The following is a 12,982-nucleotide window of genomic DNA, read 5'->3' as shown; positions in this document are numbered from 1 at the left end:
GATTCCCCAAATTCTAAAGAATGTCGTACAGATCTTCAGCTTTTGTGATACAGTACTCCGGTCTGTCAGGACCAGTCAAATCAGCTTCCGTAATAGCTTCTGCCCACCCCACCATAACCGCCTTCATGCCGGCATTGTGGGCACATTTAATATCGAACATGCTGTCGCCTACCATCAGCGTTTCCTCTGCCTTTGCACAAAGCCGCTCAAGGGCAATCAGCGCAGGCTCAGGATCCGGCTTATGTTTGTCCGTATCTTCACAAGTTACGATGCAGTCGATCACTTCCATGATACCAAACTTTCTAAGCCCGATCATCGTGGAGTTGCGCAGTCTGGAAGTTACAATGCCTACTTGATAACCTTTTTCCTTAAGGCCCTGCAAAAGCTCTATCATGCCGGGGAAGGGCTCTATCATGTCCTCATAAATATCCTTCTGATGGCTCCTGTACATGTCGATGGCTTCCTCCGGATTCATATCCGGAAAGTTCTTCACCATACTAATGCCCAAAGGCTCTCCGAAGGTCGCCTTAATATCTGCTTCATCGGCTTCTTTTCCATGAACCGTCCGAAAAACATGCTGCCAGGAATCAATAATCAGTCTATTGGTATTTGCAACCGTTCCGTCAAAATCAAATAAAATCGTCTTTATTGCCATGACAGGCTCCTTTTCTAGAATTTCATCGTCAGCGCAATCTTTTTCTTCTCCGGATCTACGCTGAGAATTTTTACTTTCACAGTATCTCCCACGGACACCACGTCCATCGGGTGCTTGATAAACTTGTTAGAAAGCTGAGACACGTGCACCAGTCCGTCCTGCTTGACGCCGATATCCACAAAAGCTCCGAAGTCCACCACGTTGCGGACGGTTCCAGTTAGCTCCATGTCCACCTTCAAATCCTCAAAACTCCTAACATCGTTTCTGAAAATCACCGGTGGCGCGTCCTCACGAGGGTCCCTTGCCGGTTTTTTCATTTCTGCGATGATATCACTTAGAGTCATTTCACCGATACCCAGATCCTCTGCCATTTTCTTTACACTTTCCGAAGGTTTTTTCGCAGGGTACGCCTCCCAAATTTTCTCATCGATATTCTTAGCGCCGCCGCATAAGATTTCCTCCTTGGTAATGCCGATTTTGTTCATCATTTCCTCGGCAGCTTTGTAAGATTCAGGATGTACAGAGGTACTGTCAAGAGGCTCGCTGCCGTCTGCAATTCGCATAAAACCTGCACACTGCTTAAACGCCTTTTCCCCTAGCTTGGAAACTTTCATCAGTTCTTTTCTGTTTTTGAATCTGCCGTTTTCTTCTCTATATGCCACGATGTTCTTGGCGATACCCATGTTGACACCTGCGATATAGGAAAGAAGGGACGGAGACGCGGTGTTCAAATCTACACCGACTCTGTTTACGCAGTCCTCAACCACATTAGTCAGCGCTGTATCAAGCTGCTTCTGGTTGATATCGTGCTGATACTGTCCTACGCCGATGTGCTTTGGATCAATTTTTACCAGCTCTGCCAGTGGATCCTGCAGACGTCTGCCCAACGACATAGCGCCTCTGGTGGTAACATCAAGGTCAGGATACTCTTCTGTTGCCAGCTTGGAAGCCGAATAAACGGAAGCGCCCGCTTCGTTGACGATGGTGTACTGAATATCGTAATCGTGTTTTTTCAGGAAGTTTGCAACTACCTCTTCGGTTTCTCTGGAAGCAGTGCCGTTTCCGATTACGATGATATCCGTACCGAATTTATTGATAATCTTTTCCAAAGTTCTCTCCGTTCCAGCTACATCATTTTTTGGCTCAGTCGGATAGATGGTGGTGTAGGCTTTTAGCTTTCCTGTCTCGTCCAGCACCGCAACTTTACAACCAGTTCTGTAGCCTGGGTCAATGGAAATGATTTTCTTTCCCTTGACAGGCGGCACCATCAAAAGCTTTTCTGTATTCTTTGCAAAGACCTTTACCGCCTCAGTCTCCGCCCGTTCAGTCAAAATATTGCGCATTTCACGCTCAATGGACGGCGCAATGAGACGCTTGTAAGAATCGGCAATAGTCTCTTCCAAAAGACCTGTAAAGATAGATTTTCCGCGAATGACCTGCTTTGCGATAAGGCCTGTAATTTCTTCGCTGTCGATAGCGACTTTTACTTTCAATTTCTTTTCTTTTTCACCGCGATTGACCGCAAGAACTCTGTGGTTCGGCATTTTAGCAATCGCTTCGCTGCTGCCGTAATACATTTCGTAGACAGTCTTCTCCTCTGGATCCGTTGCTTCTGTAGCAATCTGTCCCTTGGCAAAGGTCTTTTCTCTGATTGCCTTGGTCAAATCTGCGTCATCGGCAATCATCTCTGCGATGATGTCCATAGCGCCCTGCACAGCGTCTTCTGCTGTTTCCACTTCTTTATCCGGATTGATAAAATCTGCTGCAAAGTCCAGAGGATTTCCTTCTTTCTTCTGCTGGGCATAAAAAATCATTGCCAGAGGTTCCAGTCCTCTTTCTTTTGCTTTGGAAGCTCTAGTTGCCTTTTTCTGTTTATATGGCTTATACAGGTCTTCTACACGCTGCAAAACCTCCGCTTTTTGGATTTCGGCTTTCAGCTCTTCGGTCAGCTTGCCCTGTTCTTCAATAAGACGGAGCACCTCTTCCTTTCGGCTTTCCAGGTTGCGCAAGTACTGCAGTCTCTCGTCCATATCGCGAAGAGTCACGTCAGTCAGACCGCCGGTCACTTCCTTTCTGTAACGAGCGATAAAGGGAATCGTATTTCCCTCATCGATGAGCGCAACTGTGCTTTCCACCTGCGCTGTTTTGACTTTAAATTCACTTGCTAGTTTTTCAATAATGTTCATATTAATCTTCGTCCCTCTGTTTCAGTTTTTCATTAATAAAGTAGTCGATGTCTCCGTCCATCACTGCGCCTACATTGCCGACTTCTGCACCGGTACGGTGATCTTTTACCATGGTGTATGGCTGGAAAACGTAGGAGCGAATCTGGGAACCCCAGGTAATCAGGGAAAAGTCACCTTTCAGTTCCTTTAAGTTTTCCTTGTGCTCCTGCTCTTTCAGTTCCATCAGCTTGGATGCCAGAATCTTCATCGCCATCTCCTTGTTCTGGTGCTGACTTCTCTCGTTCTGGCAAGTTACTACAATGTGGGTCGGCAGATGTGTGATTCGGATCGCCGAATCGGTCTTGTTGACATGCTGACCCCCTGCCCCACTGCTCCTGTAGGTGTCAATGCGCAGATCCTCTGGGTCAATTTCTACAGACATATCGTCTTCGATTTCCGGCATAACTTCCAGCGCCGCAAAAGAAGTCTGTCTCTTTCCTGCTGAGTTAAACGGAGAAATTCTGACTAGACGGTGCACACCTTTTTCGTTCTTCAAATAACCGTAAGCATTTTCACCCTCTACAATTAAAGTTGCGCTCTTAATGCCCGCCTCGGTATCATCCTGCATGTCGACCAAAGTCACTTTATATCCTTTCTTCTCCGACCACCGGACGTACATTCTGTAAAGCATCTGCGCCCAGTCCATAGCATCTACGCCGCCTGTTCCCGCATGTACGGAAATAATAGCGTTGTTATGGTCGTATTTTCCAGATAACAAAGTGTCCAGTTTCAGTGTCTCCAGCTGCTGCTGCAGATTTCCGAAGGCTTCTACGATGGAGTCAGCTTCTTCCTCGTCTTCCATTTCTTCTGCCAGTTCCATCAGTTCTTCCATATCGTCAAAGCCTTTTTCCAGAGATTCATATTTTTCAAGTCTGGTTTCCAGGCTCTTCTTTTTCTTTAAAATGTTCTGTGCCGTGTCGGGATTGTTCCAGAATTCCGGATCCTCCGTCTGCACGCTGAGTTCTTCTAATTGCTTCCTAAGACCCGCAAGGTCAAAGGGACTCACCTACCTCTTTGAGATTCGCCTTTGCAATCGGCAGGTCAGATTTCATCTGATCGAATTGAATCATTTTCTCACATCCTTTACTGTTAAATTCATATTTTATTATTTTATCATAAAAATTCCGGCTTTACATCTGTTTTACACCGGTTTTCTAAAAAAACTGTGCCAGTGCGCCATGGCTTCGATGACTTTCACTGCGAGTCTGTTATTCACAAAATCTCCTCACCGAAAAATCTTAACTCACTTCCCGGCTTTCTTCAAAAAATGTATAAAAAGAATCTCCCCACACCTCGCAGAACTTACATTTCACGCAAGATGTTATCTGTAAGGCATTGAATTCTACATAAAATGTAAGTTTTCTCGCGGAAATCCCCGAATTATATATGCAGAACACTATACACGGCTGAAACATTCTCTTGGGCTTATACATTTTTTGAAGATTCCATAGTCTTCGGTTAAGATTCGAGACTTCTCTTATACACTTTTATTGAAAAAACCGGATATAAGTTAAGATATCAAGCTGCGAACGCCGCACTTTGCTAAAATTTCTTCTGCACACCGCAATGCTGGCAGGTCCTTTCTTCTGCAGCCTTCGCATGATTCTCAAAATAGGGCTCTGCCCACTTTGCGATATCGATCAACACCGGCAATACAGTCCTGCCCTTTTCTGTCAAACTATATTCCACCCGCGGTGGAATTTCATCGTAGGATCTTCGCAGTACAATTCCCTCTTTAATTAAATCCTTCAAATTTGCCGCCAGAACTGCGTCAGTTATATTGCGCATTTCTTTGCGAATTTCGCTATAACGCACCGGTTCTTTCCCCGCTAGTACACAAATAATACGGGATTTCCATTTTCCACCAAAGACTTCCAGTCCATATTCCAAAGGGCAACGAATATCCTTTTCTAATTTTGCCTGATACATTGCTTATCCTCCTTTTCCGTCAGTTTGCATTATATCAATTTTACTATTTTTTTACAAGTCACTATTCTTTTTAATAGTGACTAATAAATATAATCATATCTTATTTTTTAGTAGCGAATTTGTTATAATATGGTCAAACATACATTATTAGGAGGAATATTTCGATGTTAAGTGAAGCTGTAAAAAATTTACTCAATGAACAGTTGTGGTACATTGCCACCTTTTCCGACGAACCCAACGCTGTACCGGTAGGATTTAAGATGGTATCAGACGATGAAAAGCTGATTGCCGGAGATGTTTTCATGGAAACCACTGCAAAAAATATTCAGGCAACCGGCAAAGCTGCAGTTTCTGTATGCAACCCGGCTACTTCCGAGGGCTATCAAATCAAGGGTTCCGCCGAATACCTGAGCGAAGGTCCGGTAGTAGACATGCTTAAAAAGGTTGCCGCCGAAAAATTTGGCGGTGCGCTGGCCGCAAAAGGTGCAGTTGTTATCACCCCCGAAAAAGTGATTGTAACCACACCGGGACCGGATAACAAAAAAGAACTGTAAGCTTGGACGCGAAAGAAATCCGCACATCTTCAAAAATGAACCGTGCGGATTTTTTAATATGTTCTCTCTTCCGTGAAAACCCGTTCCATCGAGTAGTCCCACTCATCTACAGGCAGTCTTTTTACCTTCTGCACTTCAAAAGCAGCAGCGATGACAACCGCATTTGCACACTGCGGCAGAAATCTATCATAGTAGCCAGCTCCCATACCCATGCGGTTCCCCTTTTCATCAAAGGCAGTACATGGACAAATCACCAGATCAATATCCTCCGGCGACACAACAATGGAATGCTTTCGCACTGGCTCCATAATGCCGTAGGCACCTTTTTCCCATGCACCCTCTTTTTTCTTTGGTTCCAGCGCAATCATCTCCCCCGGACCTGTACATAGCGGATAAACAATCCGCTTACCGGCATGTTCTGCAATCTGCTCCAGCTTTTCAAGGCGCACTTCACCCCGCACGCCCTTATATAACATGATGATTTCAGCCTCTTGAAACTCCGCTGAGGCTGCGATGTGCTCCGATATTTTTGCGGACAACTCCTGCCGCTGTACACCGCCCAGGCAATCTCTTGCAGAAATTGTACTTTTGCGAATTTGCTCTCTATCGTTCAATTTTTCTCTCCTTACATGACAACCAGCACAAGTTGTGCAAATTTACATGTTTACATCTTCCATGCACAACTCCAATCATCGTAAGTTGTGCAAGCGCTAGCAAAACCAAGATCCCTACACAACTCTAATAGCAAAATGCTTATATGTCCTCGATATTCGGCTTCGCCTCCGATTCAGGTTATGTGTCAGCGATAAAACAGCTCAAATTTACACAACCTTTCCCACCAAATCTTAAAGAAAATCAAAAAGTTGTGCAGAGGCATGATAAAAAAGCCAATCTGCACAACTGATAACTCTATGGGGTTTGCATCAAGCCTAAAAACGCTCAATTTTGCACAACTTTACTCCTCTTTCGCCTCCGCCGTCTTTGGCGGCATCAGCTCAGACAATTGGGCAACGTTTCGCTATCGCTTCACTCCTCCGGTCTCCAGTCTACAATCGACTGGCTCCCTTCGCTGTCCGATTTTCCATTCCCACTGAAGTGGGGGAAAATCAGCTAGGATCTCCCGCAGCAGTTCTTATATTTCTTACCGCTGCCACAAGGGCATGGATCATTTCTGCCGACTTTCGGCTGATCGCGTCTGTAGGTTTCCGGCTTGTTTTCCCGCTCCGGCACCTGCGCACCTTCTGGAAGCTGCCCTTCGCCCTGCATTGCTCGAACGGTATCGTCCTCAACAAAGTCTGATTTCGTTGCTTTTTCCGCTTCCATGATAGCACGGCGCTCTGTCTTCGTTTCAACAGTTACGTTATAGCAGTACTTCACCGTGTCTTCCTGAATTGCGCTGATCATCTGCTCAAACATGTCAAAGCCTTCTTTTGCGTAAGCTGCAGCAGGATCCTGCTGCCCCAAAGCACGCAGACCGATACCGGATTTCAGCTGATCCATAGCGTCGATGTGATCCATCCAAAGATTATCTACGACACGAAGAAGAATCATGCGCTCAACTTCTCGCATCTGCTCCGCACCGATTTCAGCTTCCTTCAACTCATACAGTTTTTCAAACTCAGCGATAACCGACTCACGCAAAGACTCTTCTGTCATATCGCGAAGTTCTTCTGCTGTATGGGAACTCTTTCCGCGATAATTTGCGGTAATCTTGCGCAGGTTCTTGTTCATCGTCTCAAAATCCCATTCCTCAGGGAATTTGGAATCTACTACAATCGGATCGATGATTGCATTTACAATCGTCTTCATCATATTGATGATATACTCTCGCAAATCTTCACCAAAGAGCACCTTGCGGCGTTCTTCGTAGATGATTTCTCTCTGCTTGTTCATGACATTGTCATACTGCAATACATATTTTCTGATGCCGAAGTTCTTGCCTTCCACCTTTTTCTGTGCACCTTCGATGGCACGGGAAAGCATGCCTGCTTCAATCGCTTCATCCTCTTCAAGCCCCATTCTGTCAACCAGCTTCTGCATTCTCTCGCCGCCAAAGAGGCGAAGTAGTTCATCTTCCAATGAGATAAAGAACTGAGTCTGACCAGGGTCGCCCTGACGACCGGAACGACCTCGCAACTGGTTATCAATACGTCTGGATTCGTGGCGTTCAGTACCGATGATGCAAAGCCCGCCAAGTTCCACAACTTTCTGCTGTTCTTCTTTTCTCTCTTCCTTAAACTGCTGATGCAGCTGATTAAATTTTTCTCTGGCTTCATTGAGCGCCGGATCATCAGATTTGATAAAGCTGGATGCGAAGGAAATCGCTTCGTCAGAATAGCCCTGCTTCTTCATTTCCCGTTTCGCTTCAAATTCCGGATTGCCACCCAGGATAATATCGGTACCACGACCTGCCATATTAGTCGCAATGGTTACCATGCCAAGGCGACCTGCTTCTGCAACGATTTCGGCTTCCTTATCATGCTGCTTCGCATTGAGCACGTTGTGTTTTACACCGCGCTTTTTTAGCATATCGCTGATCATCTCGGATTTTTCAATAGAAATGGTACCTACCAACACTGGCTGTCCAGTTTCGTGCACCTGGGCAACTCTATTTGCGATAGCTTTGACTTTACCCCGCTCTGTCTGGTAAACGGAATCGTCCAAATCTTTTCTGGCGATTTCGCGGTTGGTTGGAATCACCACGACATCCATATTGTAGATGTCGCGGAATTCCTCTTCCTCAGTCTTCGCCGTACCGGTCATGCCTGCCAGCTTGTTGTACATTCTGAAATAATTCTGCAAAGTGATGGTTGCCAGCGTCTTAGATTCTGAGCGAACCGCTACTCTTTCCTTTGCTTCGATTGCCTGATGCAGACCGTTGGAGAATCTTCTTCCGAACATAAGACGACCGGTGAACTCGTCAACGATGATGATTTCTCCATCTTTTACGATATAGTCTACATCTCGCTCCATCAGATTACGCGCCTTCAGAGCCTGCAGCACGTGATGGTTGATCTCCATATTCTCAGGGTCGCCATAGTTATCCACCTTAAAGAAGGCTTCCGCCTTGGCAACGCCTTCATCCGTCAGCGCTACCTGCTGGTCTTTTTCTTCTACCGTAAAGTCCGTTTCCTTAGTCAGCGTCGTAACAAAGCGGTCCGCAGTTTTATATAAATCCGTAGATTTTGCACCTTTGCCGGAAATAATCAGCGGCGTTCTAGCTTCATCTACTAAAATGGAGTCGACTTCGTCAATGATGGCAAAGTTCAGGTCGCGCTGCATGAGTTCTTCCTGATAAATTACCATATTGTCTCTCAAATAATCGAAGCCGAATTCGTTATTGGTTCCGTAAGTGATATCCGCCATATAAGCAGCTTTTCTCTCTTCGCCGGAGATTCCGTGAATAACACAGCCCACGGAGAGCCCCAGGAAGGAATAGAGTTTACCCATCCATTCTGCGTCACGCTTTGCCAGATAGTCGTTGACTGTAATCACATGCACCCCCTTGCCTTCTAAGGCATTGAGGTATGCTGCCAGCGTTGCCACCAAGGTCTTACCTTCACCAGTTTTCATTTCGGAAATTCTTCCCTGATGTAAAACCACCCCGCCGATCAGCTGTACGCGGAAATGTTTCATGCCCAGGCTTCGCACCGCCCCTTCACGGCAGACCGCAAAAGCCTCTGGTAAAATGTCATCCAGTGTTTCACCATTTGCAAGCCTCTCCTTCAGTTTTGGCGTCATTGCCTGCAGTTCCTCATCGGATAACTTCTGCATATCCTCGTCTAGTGCCTCAACCTGATCTACTATTTTAGATATTTTCTTAATTTCTTTTTCATTTAGATCACCAAAGATCTTTTCCATCAGTCCCATAGTCTGTATTAATTCCCCTTTCTGTTCGTCTGCTCTTCTTCAGGTTTTTCCGTAACTCTTAAATTAATTTCAATTGCTTTGCGTTCGTCAGCCTTGATAACCCGACCTTCAAATAATTTATTTCCTACTTCATATTCAAAAGTATCTCCCGCCTTCGGCAGTTTATCAAGCTGCAGTACAACCCAGCCGTTGACGGTAGTTGCATCTAGCTCTACCTCTTCATCAAAGTAATCAAACATTTTCTCTACGTTAGTACTGCACAGGACTCTATAGCTTCCATCCTGCAGCTGCGTAATCTCCTGAGATTCCACTTCGTCATGCTCGTCGTAAATATCACCGACCAGCTCTTCAATAATATCCTCCATCGTGACAAGCCCCGCCGTCCCGCCGTATTCATCGACGATAATAGCGATATGGGTTTTGTTCACCTGCAGCTTTTTTAAAAGATCTGCCGCTTTCATAGAACCTGCTACGTAAACTACAGGTTTTACATAGTCAGAGATTGTCTTCTTAGAACCAGAAATGTAATTGTGAAAATCCTTCTGATTGAGAACTCCCAATATCTTATCCAAATCATCCTCATAAACCGGCAATCTCGAATAGCCGGTTTCCATAAACATCTTCGCTACATCTTTCTTCGTAGAATCAATTTCGATTGCCTTAATATCTACACGGGGTGTCAGCACATCCCACGCTTCAAGTTCATTAAATTCGATAGCATTCTGAATCAGCTCGCTTTGCTCTGCCGCCAGATTCCCTTCCGTTTCAGCTTCCTCCACAATAGTCAAAAGCTCGTCTTCCGTAATTCCCCTGTTATCTACCACCTTAAAAATCTTCGCAAGAAGTTTCTTCCATTGGCTAAAAACGAAGTTGATTGGCGTTAAAATCACCATCAGCACATTGATAAAACCTGATGAAAACATAGCAAAACTTTCTGGACTCTCCTTCGCCAGGCTCTTTGGAGAAATCTCACCAAAAATCAATACGACGACGGTGACAACTACAGTTGAAAGTGTTGCCCCATATTGCGGCGTTAATTCCAGAAATAAAGCTGTCGCAACTGCGGTCATCCCTATATTTACAATATTGTTTCCGATTAAAATCGTCGAAAGTAAATTATCGTATTTGCTTTCTAACTCCAATACTCGTTTTGCTCGTTTATCCCCATCTCCTGCCAGATTCTTCAGTCTGATCCGGTTAAGCGATGTGAACGCCGTTTCTGTTGCCGAAAAATACGCCGACAAAACCACAAAAATAACAATAATCCCGATAGAATACCCTATATGACTATCCATATATTTCCTGTTTTCCTCCTCATATTTTGAATTAAAAAAAGGTACTTGTAACATAGTATTTTACCACATATATCAAAAAAAATAAAGGATTTCACACAAACTCCAACTTTTTTCTGATAGGAATTCGTGCTATACTAAGCATATAAACAAAATACGGAGGAATACGACATGTCCACAAAAACCGAACTTTTAAAACTGCTCAGTGAAAATACAGGAATCTTTCTTTCCGGTCAGAAAATCGGAGAAGAATTACAGGTTTCCAGAAACGCCATCTGGAAAGCTATGAAGCAGCTTAAAGATGAAGGTTATCATATAGAAAGCAAGCCTAGCGTCGGCTATCGTCTAAAAACAAAGAGCAACATTCTCACCGATGCCTCTGTCGTCGGCGATCTTCGCTATCCCTGTGATCTGCGTGTCTTTGACACCGTGGATTCCACCAACAATGTAGCGAAGGAAATCACTGTTGGAAATAAACCCGTTATGGTGATTGCCAACAAGCAGGAAGCCGGCAGGGGTCGTCTGGGCAGAATGTTTGCTTCACCCTCAGGAACTGGACTGTACATGACCATTGCCCTGCGACCAACCTTTGATTTGAATAAATCCCTCTACGTTACTATGGCCGTAGCTGTGGCAGTCTGCCGCGCCTTGGAAAAAGTAGCCGGCGTCAAAGTAAAAATCAAATGGGTCAATGACCTTTTTTATAAGAACAAAAAAATCTGCGGCATCCTCACAGAGGCGCAGACCAATTTTGAATCAGGAAAAATTGACAGCCTGATCATTGGGATCGGTGTCAACTGTTTCCCCGGCAGCTTTCCAGAAGATCTGAAAGATATCGTCGGCTGTGTATCCGACAAGAAGAACGCCTTCTCCCGCGGAAAGCTGGCAGCTGAAATCTATAATCAGACTCTAGAAATACTGGAAAATCTAGAAAGCAAGTCTTTCCTCATCGAATACCGCACAAAGTGTTTTCTCTTAGGCAAAAATATCCGTATTCATGCCAATCTTAATGAAACATCCATTAAAGCCAGAGCCATCGATATCGACGACAATGGCGGACTGGTAGTGGAATACATGGAAGGTCCTAAAATGCGTCAGATTGAAACCCTCACCACGGGGGAGGTATCCGTGCGACTAGAAGAATAGCTGCTTCTGCCCTGTGGAAAAATACATATTTTCAAAGAAAATCCCGAAAATATGCACATTAGTCTGCATATTTTCGGGATTTTTGCGTTATATATGCACATTCGCCGCACCGAACCGACAATCCGGCTGCTATTTCAGAGGTTTTTATTGAAAAAAATGCATATCAGGAGAAGAAACATCAAAAATATGCAGATTTCCTCAAGAGTTTATGCATATTTTAGGCTCTTTTCCCGGATATATGTACAAGTAGTAAAAAACCTTTTGATTTTTATATATTTATTGGATTATTTAATTTCCTCAAAGGAAGCCGGCTCGCCATCTTTAAATTCCACTGCATAGCCGAATCCTGGCTCCGGCATCCAGTCCCACATGCTGCCCTTTGCTGCCGGAAAAAGTTCCTGCATAACGGCAGAAATTACACCGCCGTGACAGATTACGACTGTGATTGCGTCCTTGCCGTCGTGGCGATGAGAAAGTTCTTTCAAACGGTGATAACCGACAAGTTCCCTAAGGCCGGCAGAAATTCTGGCTGCAAAGGCATTTTTCGTCTCGCCGCCAGTCAAAACCGCCTCACCGGTCTCGTCCCAGCACCAAGCAGAAAATTCCTCATTATCCTTTAGCTCCTCGTAGGATTTGCACTCGTGATCTCCAAACTCCATCTCCCGCAAATTGCGAATCACACCATGATTACGCTCTCCAAAAATCAGCTCAAAGGTTTGCTCCGTGCGCAAAAGTCCTGTCGTATAGCAGTCTGCGTCCTCCGGAATTTGCGGATATATGCCGCCAGAAGCAGCTTTCTCCAGTGCCGCGATACCTTCATCCGCCAACGGTAAGTCCGCCGCACCGTAAAACCATTTCTTCTGATTTCCCTCCGTAATTCCATGTCTGATCAGGTAAATTTTTGATACCATTGTCTCACCTTAATTATTTAATCTTGCTGCCGATTCCGCAGAAAATACGAATCACTTCGTCTGCCTCCTGCCCCAAATAGGTCATACACCTGCTGGTAGCCTCTCTCCATGCCCGTTCGGTCTTGTCCATAGGCACCACTCCCTGAGAAATATCATCGCAGATAATAATTTTGTCCCGCAGCTTATCAATATTGTCTTCCAGACACTCCTTCGCATTGACATCTTCCTTAATGCATGCCAGCACAAAACGGTCCAGATTATCAATAACCTTTCTATCAAAGTTCAGCACCATGGACTCCATATCGCAATGGTGTACATCTTTTTCCGTCAAGTCGTAGTTCTTTAGCGCATAATCCAATTTTCCCTGATACGCACCACCGAAAATAAAAATCATTTCTTT

Annotated in this window: 11 protein-coding genes; 2 read left to right on the top strand and 9 right to left on the bottom strand. The window is 44.9% G+C overall.

What is annotated here, in order from left to right; genetic code table 11:
* Positions 1-13: 13 nt before the first annotated feature.
* The 4 genes from NFR88_RS05895 to NFR88_RS05880 form a co-directional block, all read right to left on the bottom strand.
* The gene (locus tag NFR88_RS05895; RefSeq protein WP_251614185.1) at positions 14-655 is read right to left on the bottom strand and encodes an HAD-IIIA family hydrolase; all 642 of its coding nucleotides are present in this window, start codon (positions 653-655) and stop codon (positions 14-16) included.
* 14 nt (positions 656-669) lie between these two features.
* On the bottom strand, positions 670-2,841 hold the full coding sequence (locus NFR88_RS05890) for a Tex family protein (protein ID WP_251614182.1): 2,172 nt from the start codon (positions 2,839-2,841) through the stop codon (positions 670-672).
* 1 nt (position 2,842) lies between these two features.
* Positions 2,843-3,950 (bottom strand): peptide chain release factor 2 gene (gene prfB / locus NFR88_RS05885; protein ID WP_161909429.1). Its coding sequence is split into 2 segments (ribosomal slippage): positions 2,843-3,883 and positions 3,885-3,950, totalling 1,107 coding nucleotides; the frame shifts between segments, so codons are not numbered across the junction.
* A 472-nt stretch (positions 3,951-4,422) separates the two neighbouring features.
* Positions 4,423-4,809, bottom strand: coding sequence for a winged helix-turn-helix transcriptional regulator (locus NFR88_RS05880; RefSeq protein WP_251614179.1), 387 nt, complete (start codon positions 4,807-4,809; stop codon positions 4,423-4,425).
* A gap of 164 nt (positions 4,810-4,973) precedes the next feature.
* On the opposite strand from NFR88_RS05880, the gene NFR88_RS05875 reads away from it, so the two are divergent.
* On the top strand, positions 4,974-5,363 hold the full coding sequence (locus NFR88_RS05875; protein ID WP_251614176.1) for a pyridoxamine 5'-phosphate oxidase family protein: 390 nt from the start codon (positions 4,974-4,976) through the stop codon (positions 5,361-5,363).
* Positions 5,364-5,416: 53 nt separating this feature from the next.
* Here the strand turns inward: NFR88_RS05875 and NFR88_RS05870 are convergent, their stop codons facing one another.
* The 3 genes from NFR88_RS05870 to NFR88_RS05860 all read right to left on the bottom strand — a co-directional run bounded on the left by NFR88_RS05870 (position 5,417) and on the right by NFR88_RS05860 (position 10,528).
* Positions 5,417-5,977: a 5-formyltetrahydrofolate cyclo-ligase gene (locus NFR88_RS05870; RefSeq protein ID WP_251614173.1), complete on the bottom strand. Its 561-nt coding sequence runs from the start codon at positions 5,975-5,977 to the stop codon at positions 5,417-5,419.
* 496 nt (positions 5,978-6,473) lie between these two features.
* A complete protein-coding gene (gene secA / locus NFR88_RS05865; protein WP_251614170.1) occupies positions 6,474-9,233 on the bottom strand; it encodes a preprotein translocase subunit SecA in 2,760 nt (919 codons plus the stop codon).
* 8 nt (positions 9,234-9,241) lie between these two features.
* Positions 9,242-10,528, bottom strand: coding sequence for an HlyC/CorC family transporter (locus NFR88_RS05860; RefSeq protein WP_160201604.1), 1,287 nt, complete (start codon positions 10,526-10,528; stop codon positions 9,242-9,244).
* A gap of 168 nt (positions 10,529-10,696) precedes the next feature.
* Here NFR88_RS05860 and NFR88_RS05855 point away from each other — a divergent pair, with 168 nt between their 5' ends.
* Positions 10,697-11,671 (top strand): biotin--[acetyl-CoA-carboxylase] ligase, encoded by a 975-nt coding sequence (locus tag NFR88_RS05855; RefSeq protein ID WP_160201603.1) that lies wholly within the window; start codon positions 10,697-10,699, stop codon positions 11,669-11,671.
* A gap of 284 nt (positions 11,672-11,955) precedes the next feature.
* Here the strand turns inward: NFR88_RS05855 and NFR88_RS05850 are convergent, their stop codons facing one another.
* Together NFR88_RS05850 and NFR88_RS05845 are read right to left on the bottom strand one after the other, a co-directional pair.
* The gene (locus tag NFR88_RS05850) at positions 11,956-12,582 is read right to left on the bottom strand and encodes a histidine phosphatase family protein (RefSeq protein WP_160201602.1); all 627 of its coding nucleotides are present in this window, start codon (positions 12,580-12,582) and stop codon (positions 11,956-11,958) included.
* A gap of 13 nt (positions 12,583-12,595) precedes the next feature.
* On the bottom strand, positions 12,596-12,976 hold the full coding sequence (locus NFR88_RS05845) for a bifunctional adenosylcobinamide kinase/adenosylcobinamide-phosphate guanylyltransferase (RefSeq protein ID WP_207709516.1): 381 nt from the start codon (positions 12,974-12,976) through the stop codon (positions 12,596-12,598).
* Between the last annotated feature and the right edge of the window lie 6 nt (positions 12,977-12,982).

Source organism: Senimuribacter intestinalis, assembly GCF_943192965.1.
GTDB classification, from domain to species: domain Bacteria; phylum Bacillota; class Clostridia; order Peptostreptococcales; family Anaerovoracaceae; genus Senimuribacter; species Senimuribacter intestinalis.
Note: the sequence above shows the minus strand (reverse complement) of the source record. Positions and strands in the feature narration are given on the sequence as shown.

Coding starts and splice junctions, on each gene's coding strand:
- NFR88_RS05895 (WP_251614185.1), bottom strand. CDS start 655: ATGGCAATAAAGACGATTTTATTTGATTTTGACGGAACGGTTGCAAAT.
- NFR88_RS05890 (WP_251614182.1), bottom strand. CDS start 2,841: ATGAACATTATTGAAAAACTAGCAAGTGAATTTAAAGTCAAAACAGCG.
- NFR88_RS05880 (WP_251614179.1), bottom strand. CDS start 4,809: ATGTATCAGGCAAAATTAGAAAAGGATATTCGTTGCCCTTTGGAATAT.
- NFR88_RS05875 (WP_251614176.1), top strand. CDS start 4,974: ATGTTAAGTGAAGCTGTAAAAAATTTACTCAATGAACAGTTGTGGTAC.
- secA (WP_251614170.1), bottom strand. CDS start 9,233: ATGGGACTGATGGAAAAGATCTTTGGTGATCTAAATGAAAAAGAAATT.
- NFR88_RS05860 (WP_160201604.1), bottom strand. CDS start 10,528: ATGGATAGTCATATAGGGTATTCTATCGGGATTATTGTTATTTTTGTG.
- NFR88_RS05855 (WP_160201603.1), top strand. CDS start 10,697: ATGTCCACAAAAACCGAACTTTTAAAACTGCTCAGTGAAAATACAGGA.
- NFR88_RS05850 (WP_160201602.1), bottom strand. CDS start 12,582: ATGGTATCAAAAATTTACCTGATCAGACATGGAATTACGGAGGGAAAT.
- NFR88_RS05845 (WP_207709516.1), bottom strand. CDS start 12,976: ATGATTTTTATTTTCGGTGGTGCGTATCAGGGAAAATTGGATTATGCG.